The sequence below is a fragment of the Alcanivorax sp. genome, assembly GCF_002726155.1.
Lineage (GTDB): Bacteria > Pseudomonadota > Gammaproteobacteria > Pseudomonadales > Alcanivoracaceae > Alcanivorax.
The window spans coordinates 38,584-53,966 of record NZ_PBSH01000001.1 but is presented as its reverse complement, the minus strand read 5'-3'; the positions used below and the strand labels follow the sequence as shown (position 1 = coordinate 53,966).

Genomic DNA, 15,383 nt, shown 5'->3' with positions numbered 1-15,383 from the left:
CCGGCGATGCTCGTAGTCTTGGCCAGAATAATGATCCTTGCCACACAGAAACGCCCGGCGGACGCAGCGGCAAATGCAGTGATAGTACGGGGTATCACCTAGGGAGATTTGTTGGTAACGCGCTCGAGTCATGGTCGCCTCCTTGCTTATCCATGACTCCAAAATACTGTCCTTATGAACAGACAAATATCAGTGAAGGCCGATGCACCCCGTAGGAAATCCGCCAAGTGATGGGTGTCCTTTATTATTGCGCTTTACTTCTTCAGCGCAACTTCCACCAAGTAATCATAAAATGATTCATATTTCAGTTTAGGCTCAACTCCTTCGCTTGAATGCCAGTAATACACAGCACCGCTACACATATTCTCCTTAACTAAAAAGCCAAAATAGCCACCTGTTTCATCATCAGAGACAGGAATAAAATTTTCAGGAAAGGAAAACTGCTTCAGTACATCCAGAAAGTACCATTCACTACTAGAACTAACCGAGAACACATTAGTGAAACCGAAATATCCAGCCCCAAAACTTTGAACAAATTCAACGAATTGACTTGGAAATTTGACCCCTAACTTTGATTCAACATCTGAAATTGCTTCATCCGACGCTTTTGGATCCATCTCACCTTCTAACCACAAAGGTTTGGCAGATTTGACCTTATCAAAAACACTGTTAAATTCATCGATGTTCATTGAATGCCCCTAGTCATAAATCCAATCTGGAAACAGCTCATCTGCACCCTGTTCTCGGGCTCGATACCACCAATGCAGTTCTTTATCGGCCTTCCTCATATCAGGCGTTACGCCTTGATTAGGCTGTCCATGCAATGCTGTGTTTCCTCGATGCTCTGAAGGTATTACTTCATGAATCCCAGAACCAGGCATTTGATCAGCATGATGCAAATCCGGCTTCCCGAGCCCTTTCGGTGTTCTTCCATTCAAGGCATTAAAGTAATCTTGACGACTCCATTCGCCTTCGATGCGTACTGGTGGGTTGTTTACACCATACCCCTCACCCGTCAGTGGATTTGGGCCATCTACATGCTCAGCCAGTGTATTAGGTTTGTTTGTAACAGAACCCTTACTGACCCCCACCCCAATCAACGTACCCAACAAATACTTCACCGTCTCCTTGGCACCATGTTGGGTATTTTCTACATAATCCGCTGTCGCCAGCTTATGCTCGGTTTCCTGTGTCCATTCGTCCGTGAGATTGCCTTCTACAGCATAATCCACCAGCTCATCGACCCTTTGCGGGCTGGTGTGATGGGCCATGCCCGTCAGCAAGTTAGCAGTGGCATTTGTAGCGGACTCAATCTGCTCTCCAGCTACACTGTAAAGTAATTGTTCTCCACCCACCTCCATAGCTAGCCGTGCAGGACCAGCAATCAGCACACCCAGAGCCAGTGAGGCGTTGTTCAACCATTCACCGCCGTATTCCTGTTCAATCTTCTTCAGTTCAGTGCTTAAGTCTCCCACAGCATGGAACATCTCGATACCAGCGTTGGTGCCTTCTACCGTAGGCACATCCCCGTCACTCAGGGAAATGGTACTTCTGGATCCCGTAGAACCGGGCAACGCCTCTTCCAAGGCTGTAAAAATCTGCTCTTCGGTCAGCCCCTGCGCCATTAACTTGTCGATTTCTCCGCGCACCGTCGATAGGGTTGCCGCCGCGTCCCTGAAGGATTCGCTTTCCAAAAACGTCTTGTAGGCTTGTGGGTCACCACCTACACGCAGATAGTCATCAAAGGCAACCTCCATGCCCTGACCAAGCTCACGATATTCCTTCGGCAAATTGTGGACTTTGGTTTTAAGTTCTTTCGCCAGCTTATCGTAAGTTTCTTTGGTTATCTCATAAGCCTGTGCGCCCACATCAACGGCTTTTTTTACATCCGAGGCCGCACCGGCTACGGTCACCTTTACGTTGTCCTTCAAATTGACATGCTGCTCGGCGATTTCCTCGCGCCCCTCCTTCGTAAACACCCGATTATCCACCGTCACACTGGCATTCATCCCACCAGTCTGCTGGTCAAGAGTGACCACTTGAGATTCACCGACGTTACGATTAAGACTCGCGAAATCAGCCTGCTCATCCAGACTCTGACCACCCACAGTGACATTGCCGCCACCAATCGTGGCCCGGGTCTCACCCTCCATCCGGTGCCCGGTATCCTGAATACTGATCGTCGTCGTGGCCTTACTCACCTGCAGCCCACCGCCCTGTTGATCACTCTTGCTGTAATCGCGCAGGTCTTCAACGGAAAGCGTTTCTGTACTGAAGTTCAGATTGCCGTGATCCATCAGCACGAATTCACCGGTTTCGGCGTCTTCCTCGTAGCTGGCATTCGCGATCATGCCACCGATCAAGGCGGTGTCTTTGGCTGTGATTTGGCTATTCTCACCATCGGCAATAAGAATGGCACTTTGCTGATTTGTTTTGGCGCCTTCACTGCTACCATTCGCCATATTGAAACCCGCACTACCACCCTGCGGTTTTCCTACACTGTCGGTACCACCGCCAACACCTATATTCGCACCAACACTACTGTTACTACTGCTATGCGTATCTTGCAGGCTTTCAATATGCAGGGTGCCGGTGTCGATATTCGCCGTATTGGCGGTAACAACGCCCCCTTTGACGGTGAGGCTGTCGCTGGTGCTGTTCAGATGGCCCACATTGAGCTGGCTGTTGACGTACTGGGTCGCCTGGCTTTCTGACTCGGCTTCGTTAAAGCCGGCATTGGCATTCCAACTACCCGCGCCGCTGGTGCTAACGCTAAAGCCGCCGTTTTTGCTCTCTTGTTCAAAGCGGCTGCTTTGTTCGTTAGTGCCCGCGCCAATAAGGATATCCGCTGCATTCAAATCCAGAACTCCGGCATTAACCTCACTACCGATGATGCTGGCTGTCTTGTCCGCATTGATACTCATGGCGGCGGCATTCAGACTGCTGCCTTGCCAGGTTTTTTCTGTCGTCGTGCTAGTGGAGGTGGTTTCGCTATGCTGGGCACTGCCGCTGACGTAAAAGCCGGTGCCCCCCGCTGCAGCCCCTGCGGCGGTGGCCGCCAGAGCTTGAGTCGATGCCAGTTCCGCCTGGACCAGGTTGGCAGAGGCTGCGGCCAGCATGATGCGGTAGTCCTCCAGAGCCTCTTTGGCCAGTTCGCCCCGTTCAACGCGCCTTTCCGCGTCTTTCAGGGCATCTTTAGCGTCACCAACGGCGTCGCCAGCTTTCTTCAAGCCTTCAATGGCATACGCGGCATCCACGTAGGCATTACGAATACCCACCGACGTTTCCGTGGTTTTTTCCTTCAGCGTTTCCGTAACCGTCTTTTCATCCTGCACCCCGGTAATGCTGACGCTGTCACCAGCCAAGGACAAAATACCGTCTTCCCCTGTGGCCTCAATATCAGCATTGATCAGGCTTAACGCACTGTCTGCCTCAAGGACAATCTGATTCCCGGAAATACTGCTACCGCTATGCGTTAGCGTCTTGGTGACCGTTGCCTGCTCCAGCTCGGTCAACCGAAGCCCGCCCAGGCTGATTTCGTCCTTTTTCAGTGAGGGATCGATACTGGAGGCGGTCTCGGTTTCATCTTTTTCAGTGGTTGTGGTTTCGGTGACCGCCGTATCCAGCAGGATATTGTCGGCCAGCATTACAACCTTGCCGCTCTCTTCATCGGCTTTCAGGCTGGAGCCCGTCAAGGTCATATCGTTTTGGGCAGAGAGCTGGATATTCTCTGCTTGCAGCGCCGAACCAATCTCGCGACGCTCATGGACTCGGCTTTCCGTACTTTCGGAAAGCGTTACCTCCAAGTCTTTGGCCCCCAGTGCCAGGCCTGGCAAATACATACCGCCGACCCCCATAATGACAGAAGAGGCTTTTGCCAATTCCTTAACAGGGCCACGCAAAGAACGGGTTTTTATATCCCAGTTTTCGTTTTCCAGAGCGACGGTGCCGATGTAAAGGTTATCGATACTGCCCCTCTCAATAATGGGGTTACCGTTTTCATCGAGCGCCATAGCCCCGCTTTCATCGGTTGCCAGTGCTGCATCACCGATTCGAAGATCGCCTGTCGCTGCCAGATCGGCAGCCCCCAATACGACATCGCCCTGGGCATCCAGTGATATATCGCCCCCTGAGGACAGGCCTGCTTGCGCCAGTGTTTGATTCATACTGCCGGTGTCACGGGTTTTGATTCTAGCGGCATTTTTATCGGTAGTTTGTACTCGTGTGTATGCGCTGTTGACACCGGACTCGATGTGCAGATTCCTGCCAGCTTCAACCTCGACACCCTCTTCACCATGGCCGGTAGAAGCGATCAACTCCACATCACCCGCTTCTGCCGCAAGGGAGAGAGTGCCACCTGCCGTTAAGAGGCTGCCAATAGCGTTTTTTGTTTCGTTTTCTATCGTTGCAGTCTTGCTGCGTCCAAAACTGCCATCGTCCTCTTCGTAGCTATAGCTGTAATTCGAGTCCAGCGCAGCTAGAATACTAATATCTCCCTTACCCATCAGCGACAGATCTTCCCCTGCTTCCAGCCGACTGGCAATCGCGGTCAGATCATTCCCGGACTCCATAACCACATCGCCACCAGCGGTAACTGAGGAACCCTGCTGGCGCACGCTGCGCTGGATGTTATGGCTGGTTTCGCCGTCGTGGCGCACTTTGAAGTCGTAGCTGTCGCTGTTGGCTACAGAAGCGACCAGCAGGTCATTCCCCGCGCTCAGTTGTACGCCACCATCACTGGCCAGGTCGGAACCGATGATGCTGAAATCGTTGCTGGCACTGGCCAACAGATTCATTGTGGCGGTGATTTCACTGCCGATATGACGGATACGGGACTCACTGAGCCTGCCGCCGTGGTAGCTGCCTTTTCTCCCCGATTGATCTGTCACAGTATCAACGACGATATCGCCTTAGGCATTGATCGCGACACTGCCCCCCTGGATGCGACTACCTGTGATACGGATATCTTCGCCGGCATCAAGCGCTACAGATTCCAGGCCGTTGATGGTTGCCGCTTTGCCCATCTGGGTGTGCCATTCTCTCCAGCCTGTTCCATCGCTTATCTCGCTCTGGTAGGCAAGCCGCCGGTTAATAATATCCTGGGCACTATTAATCGCCATTTCCCGACCACTAATCGTACCGCTGACATTACGTACAGCACCCTCAGATTGAATATCCACCAACCCTTCGCCGATAATATCGCCGCCCAGATTTTGCAGGCCCTCTTCATTGAGATTGAAATGGGTATCGCCCCCGATGTGTATGGTCCCGCTGTTAACGATGCTGCCGCCGTCATTCACCATATCGCCACCAGAGGCGATCAATGCACCGTTCTCGTCAATCACCGCGCTTTGTGGTGACAAGTAGAGCTGCGGAACCAATACAGTCTCACCGGCGACTTCCTGCTCCACCATCCAGACGATGTCGCTGGTCAGCTTATTCACCTGCTCAGGGTTGAGGGCGACCCCAACGGTTAATTCCAAAGGTTCAGCAGCGAATAGTCCATTATCGAGTAAGGCACGGTACTGGGCGTTGGCATCTACATATTCCTGGTCCAATAGGGCGCGGCCGGTCAGGTCTACCACCTGCTGACGGATCAACTGCTGTTCGTAGAAGCCATCGCCCAGTAACCGCAGGGTGCCATTTGGGTCCCAGCCCAACCGGTTGAGTAGATATTCGGAGCCCAGGAAACCGTCGCGAGTGGCAAAGAAAGGGTTGGTTTCAATCAGGTAGGGATGGTTCGGGTCGGCAATGGAGAACAGGCCGCCGTTGACGCCAGTCAGGTAGTTGTCCACATCATTGCCACCACGGCCTGCACCTTCGCCAACGGCGATCAAATCTTCTTCTGATACATCACCCTTCTCGCGATGCCCGAAATCTCCATTGGTGACCGTCGCATCCCCCATATCCAGATCACCGCCAGCGATAATGTTTGCGCCGAGGATTTCGGTGGAGTCCAGCACCCGTGTCTCCTCACCCACATGCGGAGTGTTCTTTACAACCCAGTTATCTTCACGCTTTAAAAAATTGTCGGGATCGTAGCCTGGGTTATTCCAACCTGGATAAAGGCGCATGTACTCCAAGGCTTTATTCCCACCATCGCCCCAATACTCGGCTCTACCAAAATAATTACGATTGTTGTATCGCTCGATGCCATATCTGACATTAGCCACATGCGCATCATCGGAAAGATATTTCTTATAGTGATTGATCAGGATATATTCACCACTATGTAGTCCAAGATTGTCAATGCGGTCTAGATCAAGGTTCATATTCCCGTAGGCGAGGATGTCGCTGGTCTCATTGATCAGCCCTTCTCCGGCGAGTGACATATCGCCACCCGCCACCAAAAGGCTGCGCCCGGTGGTTGCCTCATCCAGCTCACGCACAAACTCTTCGGTGAAGGTATAGCGCATGGTGAAGTTGGTATGTGCGCATTCTATGCAGAAATACTGCGCCTTGGCGTCCACCAAAACGTCTTCCCAATCGAGAACATCCCGCACATTCAGAATCTGCTCCGCCTGAACCTCAATATCGTCTTCCGCCTCAATTCGCCCGGACCGGTTTTCCAGCTTTTTCGCACTCTCGCCATCACTGCCGTTTATGGTGAGATTCCCGGAGGTATAGATATCCGCCAGCCGGTTGGTCACCTGATCCGCTGACAAGTTGAGATCGTTTTCGGAGAGCAGGGCGCCACCTTGATCATTGAGGATGGAATCTGCCTCGACGGTCAGTGCTTCCCGCCCCGCCAAGGTGCCTGTGTTGGTAACAGTGGTGGCCTGAATATCCGCCATGCCATCAGCAACCACATACCCACTATTGGTGTAATCGGCGGCATTCACACTCAAGTCCGCCTTTGCCAACACGGTACCTGAGGACATGACATCGTTCTGGTTGGCATCAATGGCGATATTGCCAGTTGCAGCCAGATCGGAATGCTGGATATTGCCATTGGCCGACAACACCATATCCCCATTCTGCGCCGCCACCGGCGCATCCAGCTTGACCCCCACGCCCTCTTCATTGGCGATCAACCGAATGCGGTTGGCGTACATGCCGCCCAGTGCACTGGAATCGATGGCAAAGCCCGGCTTGTTGGTACCGGTGGTTTCATTCGAGGAGGCCAGGGTGTCGCGGTCTACCCGTTGTTGGCCGGTGACGATGTTCAGTGAGTCTGCGTGCAGCTCGCCGGCCACCTTGACGGAGCGGGCGATAAGGTCGAAGCGGTCGGTATTCGAACCGTTCAATCCGTTCTCGCCAATACCAATACGGCCACCCTGCACATCAAACCCCTGCAGCTCGCCCCCTTCCATGATGGATTCACCGGTGGTCAGGGTGGCGTGGTTGGTATTGATAAAGCCACAACCGTTACAGCTGATGCCATTGGGGTTGGCCACCACCACATCGGCGCGGGCGCCGCCGACTTCGATGTAGCCGCCCAGGTTGGACGGGTTCTGGCCGATGACTTCATTGAGAATCAGGCTGGCGGAGCCATTGTGCAGGTTCGGATTGCCCTCGATGTAGCCACCCAGCTGGGTTTGCGTTACCTGCTGGCTGTTATTGAGCACAACACCCTTGCTGCCTACGTTGAAATCGTTATAGAAATTCTGCGACACCCCTTTGCTGTTGGGGTTTTGAATATTGACCACGGGCACGCCATTGGCGGCTTTATCCATTGTCGGTCGCCCATTCGTGCCATGGGTGGGCGTGATGGGTTGTGCGGACAGCAACATGGGCTGCCAAATCAGCAACAACGACAGCGTGTACACCAGACCACGAGGGACCGGCTTGGCGGATGTCTCAGAATTCGGCATAAAGTGAGGCATGGAGAGTGTACTCGCTGTCTGTCAGTTCCGTTGAATGCTGATCCATGGGCCAGGAAATTTCGGTGGTCAGTTGCACCGAGCGGTAGCCCAACCGCACTCCGGCGGTGGTTGAATCTATGCGTGAAAAACCAAACTCGTTCTGGTTGCCCGGCACCACTCCGGAGTCATACGCGGCAAAAGGGACCACCGATACAGGCCCAGTGATTGGTGGGTAGCCATCGAACTGCACGCTGCCTGCCACGGCGGAATTGCCATTCAGGGTAATATCCCGGTACCCCCGAACCACTGAGCTGGATGCCACCGAGAGCCGTTCCGAGGGAAACAACACGTCGTTGGCATACTGTGCATTCAACCGTAATGACAGGGCGCCATATAACGGCTTTATAAAGCGATTGGCTGTAAGATATGTCTGATAGCGAGTGTGCGTTTTCTCTGCAATCGAGACGTCACCCGGAAGGTTCGTCGCCGGCCCCGTGCCCCAGCCTTCTTCCACGGTGACGGTGCCCGCCAGCTGAGTGCGCCCCCAAAGGTGTTTGGCATTGATGCGCCCCCCCAAGGCTTTTAGCTGGTAGGAACTCACCCGGATAACCGCATCGTCCAACAGGTTCTCGGTATCGGAGTAGGCGCCTAACAGCGAGAACGACAACCGGGAACGGTTGCTGCGATACAAAGTACGAGTGAGCTCAATGCGGGAGGTATCGGTGGCACCAGTGGTTTCAAAACGCTGGAAGATACCCTGGATTTCGTTTTCATACTGTTGGCGGTTATAGCTCAACGCCAGGTTCCAGTAGCCCAGGCTAATGTCATAACTGAGCCCGGCCCCCCAGGCACGATCCGAAAATTCCGTATCCAGATCGCTATTCAGGGATAGAGAGATCCTGTCGGTGAGTCCGAAGGGGCTGCCCCAGTCCAGCCCCGCCTGGGCGGTACCATGGGTCACATCCCCATAGTGCTCTTCATCCAGCACCAGGGTGCCCCGGTAGCGCCGTGGCCATTCCGCTTGGCCCAGCACCACCGTGCCACCCTGCTCCTCCCCGGGCGCCAGATCCATCTTCGCGTCCAAATGGGGTAGCCGCGCCAGGGTTTCCACCGCGTGCTCCAGATCACGCAGGTTGACCAGATCACCGGGCGACGCAGGCACCGCCCACTCCAGCACTCGTACGGGCATGCCCACGGCCTCGAAGGACTCCACACGACCGGCCACCACCAGAAGCACCAGGGTGCCGGAAGCGATATCCTGTTCGGGAATCAATACACGGCTAGTGACATAACCTTTGTCGATCAACGCATTGGAAAGCACCGCCTGTAAGGCGCGAATGTCTTTCATTCCAATGCAGGTGCCTTCTACCGCATCGGCGGGCCGCCGAAACCAGCGACCAAAAGGAAGCGGAGCATCCCCCAACGTTTTGAGTTGAACCGATTCAATCTCAAAACAGCGGTCGGATGCACCAGAGCCTTCCGGCACGGGCATACGCAGATCCGGCCCTTCGCCGGGCACCTTCATGTCTTCCAGCTGCTGCTGCTGACGCTGGCGCTCCTGCTCTTGCAGGCGGTCGAACATACGTTGCTGGGAATTCGGGGCAGGAGCGGCCGTTACCACCCCAACGCCTCCAATACCCACACAGAGACAGGCGGCGATAACGCCGTAACGAAACAACGGGTTTTCCCCCAACATGGCTATCCTTGCCGATTATCATCACACTGCCGCAGCGGGAAGGTTCATTGCCTTCTCGTAGTTGTGTATTGTGCTGCGGCGAATAAACAGGCGGCGAGTCTACACTCTCCCCTGAAAAAACGGACTTGAGAGACAACACGGACGTGAACTTCATCACACTGATACCGGCACAAACTGCCCAACGGTTTTTTCTGGCCCTTTTTCTGGCTTTTTTTAGTACGGCAGTGCATTGCGACGTGCGCCAAGCCATGGCCCCGCTGACGGATCCATCCGCCAATTCAGACCATGCTGTTGAAGAGGCGCTCAAGGCCAGCAAGGCTCTGAAGCCAGCAGAACAACTGGTTTTACAGAACCGCCTGCGACTGCGGCAAGCCGCCATGATGATGATTAACAACCAGTTTAGTCAGGCCCGGGAAATCTTGAGCACAATAGAAACCGCCAGCCCCTCCGGCGCTCAGGCAGGCCTGTTGATGGCCGAAACTTTTCGCCTGGAAAATAACACCGAGCAGGCAAAAAACTGGTTTCTACGCACGGCCCGGCACTTCCCTTACCGCCCGCAAACCCTTTCCGGCTTGATGAGCGCCGCCCACGACCAACGGACCACAAACCCCGGCCTCTCCCTTGCCCTTTACCAGGAAGTGGAAACACAAAGTCAATTTGCCGAAGACCAGCTGAGCATCCTGAGGGCCAGCGGTCACATCGATCCGTTGGCCGTTATTTTTCCTTCCGAAATAAATGATGATGTGCGCAAGACGCTATTAAAAAACTGCCTTCATCACCCTAGCCTGAACCTGCTGTACGCGTCGTCCCAACTCCAGGAGGCAGTGGCAACCCTTCTGCAGCTGCAGGCACAAAACAGACAATTAACCGAACAGCTCAACGCACTAACGCAAAGACTGACCACGTATCAAAAGCAACGCAGTGATATAGAAGCCACCCTCAGCAGCAATACCCACCGACTCAATTCGCTTAAAGAACAGCTGGTCCCCAATGACTTCAGCCCTGACCAGACACGTATCCGCCAACAACTGACCCAGCTGACCAACCAGCAAACCCGACTGCGCGCCCAAATCACCTTTATCGATCAGGCAAGTGAGTCCCTACCCGGTATTATTGACAAGATCGATCGCCAGACCCGCCAGCTTCACAGTGCAGCCATGGCTCAACTCAAGGGAAGCCAGGTCGACGTGGAGACGGTGCTGAATAAAAGCTATCAGGCGTATTTAAGTGACCTGCGCAACCTGACCGCAGAAGCAAATCTGCAACGTGCAGAAATACAAATATCGGCTTCGCCATAATATGAGGGCGGCTTGCCCTTTCTCTCTTCTTCCACCGCTCAGCGTGCTTTCGCCTTCCCTGCCTTCTGCCCTACCTTTTCCCAGCATCCTGTGGTTCACTGCCGGCATTACGCCCCGGAACACGGTATGCCATGCCCACACTCAAATGCCCCAGTTGCGAACAGGTCCTGCGCCTTGCCGGCAGTAGCTGGCACTGCGATAACGGCCATCAGTTCGACCGTGCCAAGCGCGGTTACACCAATCTGTTGCTGGCGCAGCAGCGTCGCTCCCGGTCACCGGGAGACGACAAGGCCATGGTGCAGGCGCGCACGGCCTTTCTTGAACTGGGTCGTTATCAGCCGTTGGCAGATGCCCTGCTCGCCTACCTGCCGGATGAAGAGCCCGCCTGGCTGGATATCGGCTGTGGCGAAGGCTGGTACACCGAGCAGTTTGCCCAGCGGCTGGGCGGCGTGAATGGTATTGGCGTGGATATTTCCAAGTTTGCAGTGGATGCCGCCGCCAAGCGCAACAAACGCATCACTTGGCTAGTCGCCAGCGGCACCCGTTTGCCGTTATTTGATGCCAGCCAGCAAACGGTGTTTGTGCTGTTCACCCGCTTGTTCGTGGATGATATCGCCCGGGTACTACAACCCGGTGGGGAATTGATTGTTGTCGGTACCGGGGAAACACACCTGCTGCCGTTGCGCGAAGCGCTGTACGACGATGTGCGCCAGAGTGGTTTCGATGCGGGCAAGTTTCTGGATGATCGCTTCGAGCTGATCTCCAACGAGACCCTGCATTGCGAATGGGTCCCGGAGTCAGAAGAAGAACTCCGTAACCTGCTGGCCATGACCCCCCACCACTGGCGGGCACGGCCGGATGCCAAGGCCGGCATTGGCACCCTGGCGGGCAAGCCCATGAACGGGCATTTTGTGATTCAGCGCTGGCGTCGGGTGGCGTAGATTTCGTTTATCAAACGTGATGACGGGTTCGTGCGGATTACGGCTACGCCTAATTCGACCTACCTGGAAAGTGTTTTGTAGGTCGAATTAGCCTGAAAGGCGTAATCCGACAACATGTCGCACAGCCCTCCCATCAACTCGCTCTTTTCCCAAGCACTCGCTCCAGATACCCCAGCAAATCATCCGCATTACTCACCGGCGCCCGGTAAGCCAGATGCCCATCCGGTCGCATCAACCAGAGCCGGCCCTGATCACCGAATGCGCTGGCGAACTCACCCTCATGGTCACGCCAGATACGGGTGGTACCTTCACGGGGCACGTCTTCATCTGCGGTGGTCCGCGCCGCAATCACTGTCAGGTGCACACGCTCACGGTATTCCTGGCCCAAACGATCACTCAAGGCATACATCACCAACCGCTCGTTATGTTCGGGGGATTCGCTCAACTGCAGCAACAAATGATGTACCGGTTTGCGCAACAAACCGTGCAACTGATGCAGATGCCCGGTGCGCACGGATTTCAGCGCCGCATCCGGCAGCCGATCGCCCGGCAACGGCCCCTGATGTCGCCAACCCACGTCGGCCTCTGGCCCACAGGTGACCAGCGGCGAATTGCGATAATGCACATCCAGCTGGCTGGCCGTGCGCAGCAGTCGGCTGGAAATATTGCGACGGCTACCTGCCAGTTTCAGCAATGAATCCCGGCTGCGCCGCAGCAAGGGCAACTTCACCAGTGAGGCCCGCGACAGCATATCCACGCCGTACAACATTTTCTCCGCCACCGGCCGCCGTTCCTGCTCGTAGCTATCCAGCAAGGCACCCTGCCCAAACCCCTTGAGGTAAAACGCCAGCTTCCAGCTCAGATTGAAGGCATCCGCCAGCCCGGTGTTCATGCCTTGGGCACCCAATGGACTTTGCACGTGAGCCGCATCGCCAGCCAGGAAAACCCGATTGCGCCGAAAATGCTGCGCCAACCGGCGCTGCACGGAGAATTGGCTCAGCCAACGGGGCTCACCCAAATCAGGCACCTCCCCAAGAATCGACGTTAGCCGTTCGCTAAAGGGCGCCAGACTTAAGGGTGTTTCCGGTGGCTCACGGCGGGCCATAATCAGCCGCCAACCCTGCGGCAGAGGCAAGGCCAGCAACAGCCCTTCTTCCTGCAAAAAACCGTGGGAACGGTCGCTGCTCCAGGGGGCCGCGTCCCAAGACACATCTGCCAACAGGAAATGCTCGCTGTAATCCACCCCGTTGAAACCAATGCCAAGCTGCTCTCGTACCGTGGAGCCCACGCCATCGGCTCCCACCAGCAGCTCGGCATTCAATGTCTGCACCTCCGCACCCTGGCGAATGCGTGCCTGTACACCGCTGCCGTCCTGACGGAAATCCAGCAACTCGGCACTGCGAATCAATTCCCCGCCCAGCATCCGGTATCGGTCGATCAATACCGCTTCCACATCGGATTGCGGGCAACTGAGCACCCACGGGTACGGTGCTTTCAGGGAGGTAAGGTCCAGTTCGAAGAGAAACCCTTTATCGCCGTACACTGATACGGCCTTGAGGCGCCGCGACGCCTTGCGGATCGGCGCCAGCACATCCAGCGCCTCAAAAATTTCCAGCGAACGGGCATGCAGGCCCAGAGCCCGGGAATACGGCGATGGCGCCTCAAGACGATCGATGATGCAACAGTTGATACCGTGACGGCGCAAGCCGATACCCAGTGCCAGCCCGGTGGGGCCCGCACCGACAATCAGCACTTGCGGTGTGCGGTTCTCGGTAATGGCGATGGTACACTCTCCTTAATGGCACCCTTTTGGCGCCCCTGCTGGCACTACTCAGCCCACGGGGTAGCCCGGTTCTGTCTTGCAGCCCACCGGCCACGTCTGTGTGCCTGTGGGCTGCAACAGCCGCGCCAACACGTGAACGCTTACCCGAGCCCATCATGGCACATTCCATTACGCCCTCCATGGCGCCTGCATCGCGCAAAATTATCCACGTGGACTGCGACTGCTTTTACGCCGCCGTGGAAATGCGAGACGACCCCAGCCTGCGCGGCCGCCCGGTGGCCGTGGGCGGCGACCCGCACCGGCGTGGAGTGATTGCCACCTGCAATTACCCGGCGCGCCAATTTGGTGTGCATTCGGCCATGGCATCCTCCCAGGCCCTGCGGCGCTGCCCGGAACTGGTTATTGTGCCTCCGAACTTTGACAAATACCGCAAAGTTTCCGCCCAGATCCATGACATTTTTCGTCGTTATACAAGCCTGATCGAACCGCTGTCACTAGACGAGGCCTTTCTGGACGTGAGCGCCAGCGAACAATTCAACAATAGCGCCACCCGCATTGCCCAGGCATTGCGCCAGGACGTTCGCCAGGAGGTGGGTATTACGGTCTCAGCAGGCGTCGCCCCCAACAAATTTCTGGCCAAGGTGGCCAGCGACTGGCGCAAGCCCGACGGGCTGTTTGTGGTTCCCCCGGCCCAGGTCGAGGAGTTTGTGGCCGCCCTGCCGGTGAACAAGATTTCCGGAGTAGGACGAGTCACTGGCGAACGCATGGCCGGCCTGAACCTGAAAACCTGTGGGGATCTGCAACAGCTCAGCCGACTGGAGCTGGGCCAGCACTTCGGCAGTTTTGGCGAGCGGCTTTATCACCTGTGCCGCGGTGAAGACAGCCGCCCAATCCAGACCGGCCGACGTCGTAAGTCCGTATCGGTGGAACGCACCTACGACAAGGACCAGCTCACCCTGACGGACTGGCTCCGGGAGCTGGAGGGGCTGATTGAAAAGCTGAAGGAACGGTTTGCCAAGCTGGATCAGCACTACTTGATCAGTGGGCTAACCGCCAAGGTGAAGTATCAGGATTTTGTCAGCATGAGCTGCGACAAGGCCGGCAACGACCTGGATGCCGCTCACTTCGAGGCCCTGTTTCGCCAGCTTTGGGAGCGGCGCGAAGGCCCTGCCCGCCTGCTGGGCATCGGCGCCCGGCTACGCGACCTGAAAGCCCCCCAACAACCGGACCTGTTCCCGGAAGAACGGGACAAGGCTCTGCATAGCCAGCGAAACAGGATGTGACAGGAGGCGCGGAACGCTGCACGCTTCACGCAACAACACGGGGCAAGACCGGAGACAAGTTGGCGTACCTTCATCCCGCGCCGAACCTCTGAAGGCGGGCAGACACATAGTAAGACGTAGGTCAGATTAGCCTGAAAGGCGTAATCCGACATTTCACTGGTGACCCGCGGCGCTTCGCGTTCCTAGTGCAGCCGCTGACAAACCCGGTCGTGCAGATGCGCCGGAATCAGCCCATCCATCAATTCCCGACCACGGCGTTGCACCGGCTCCATTTGTGCATCCAGGTAGGCATCCAGCGTCGCCACACAATCGGCGCAACGGGTAACGGTAGCCGAATCCGGATGTTCGGATGCCGCTTTCACGGCCTGTTCCAGTTGATTCAAATACTTGAGCAACATGGTTTGCTCCTGAGTCTCACTCTCTGCTGAGGCCTGTTCAGCGGCCCCGAAACTGATCAAGTCTGGCCGATAATGGCGACAACTTCATGACAAGGCGTTGCCCCATATCAACATAACAGGCTACTTGGCCCGTATCGGTAAGTCCCTGCATAAAGAATGCCAGTGAACATTCCCGCCTT

Annotated in this window: 9 protein-coding genes and 1 pseudogene; 3 read left to right on the top strand and 7 right to left on the bottom strand. The window is 55.7% G+C overall.

Annotated features, from left to right (window positions below):
- The 5 genes and pseudogenes from CL546_RS00230 to CL546_RS00210 all read right to left on the bottom strand — a co-directional run.
- Positions 1-132, bottom strand: a pseudogene (locus CL546_RS00230) (transposase); the annotation flags it as partial.
- 122 nt (positions 133-254) lie between these two features.
- Positions 255-689 (bottom strand): SMI1/KNR4 family protein, encoded by a 435-nt coding sequence (locus CL546_RS00225; RefSeq protein ID WP_290492289.1) that lies wholly within the window; start codon positions 687-689, stop codon positions 255-257.
- Positions 690-698: 9 nt separating this feature from the next.
- The gene (locus CL546_RS00220) at positions 699-4,796 is read right to left on the bottom strand and encodes a hemagglutinin repeat-containing protein (protein WP_290492288.1); all 4,098 of its coding nucleotides are present in this window, start codon (positions 4,794-4,796) and stop codon (positions 699-701) included.
- Positions 4,797-4,910: 114 nt separating this feature from the next.
- Positions 4,911-7,814: a filamentous hemagglutinin N-terminal domain-containing protein gene (locus tag CL546_RS00215; RefSeq protein WP_290492287.1), complete on the bottom strand. Its 2,904-nt coding sequence runs from the start codon at positions 7,812-7,814 to the stop codon at positions 4,911-4,913.
- Entirely contained in the window at positions 7,801-9,501 is a 1,701-nt protein-coding gene (locus CL546_RS00210) for a ShlB/FhaC/HecB family hemolysin secretion/activation protein (RefSeq protein ID WP_290492286.1), read from the bottom strand. Before CL546_RS00210 ends, CL546_RS00215 begins: the two co-directional genes overlap by 14 nt.
- Before the next feature lie 143 nt (positions 9,502-9,644).
- Between CL546_RS00210 and CL546_RS00205 the strand changes: the two genes are divergently transcribed.
- Both CL546_RS00205 and CL546_RS00200 read left to right on the top strand, forming a co-directional pair.
- Positions 9,645-10,799 (top strand): hypothetical protein, encoded by a 1,155-nt coding sequence (locus CL546_RS00205; RefSeq protein WP_290492285.1) that lies wholly within the window; start codon positions 9,645-9,647, stop codon positions 10,797-10,799.
- 131 nt (positions 10,800-10,930) lie between these two features.
- Entirely contained in the window at positions 10,931-11,740 is an 810-nt protein-coding gene (locus CL546_RS00200; protein ID WP_290492284.1) for a putative RNA methyltransferase, read from the top strand.
- Positions 11,741-11,873: 133 nt separating this feature from the next.
- On the opposite strand, the gene CL546_RS00195 is transcribed toward CL546_RS00200, so the two are convergent.
- Positions 11,874-13,493, bottom strand: a complete 1,620-nt coding sequence (locus CL546_RS00195) for an FAD-dependent monooxygenase (RefSeq protein ID WP_290492283.1) — start codon at positions 13,491-13,493, stop codon at positions 11,874-11,876.
- A gap of 185 nt (positions 13,494-13,678) precedes the next feature.
- Here CL546_RS00195 and dinB point away from each other — a divergent pair, with 185 nt between their 5' ends.
- On the top strand, positions 13,679-14,806 hold the full coding sequence (gene dinB, locus CL546_RS00190) for a DNA polymerase IV (RefSeq protein ID WP_290492282.1): 1,128 nt from the start codon (positions 13,679-13,681) through the stop codon (positions 14,804-14,806).
- Positions 14,807-14,988: 182 nt separating this feature from the next.
- Here dinB and CL546_RS00185 read toward each other — a convergent pair whose 3' ends face one another.
- Positions 14,989-15,204, bottom strand: a complete 216-nt coding sequence (locus CL546_RS00185) for a hypothetical protein (protein ID WP_007151335.1) — start codon at positions 15,202-15,204, stop codon at positions 14,989-14,991.
- Positions 15,205-15,383: the final 179 nt, after the last annotated feature.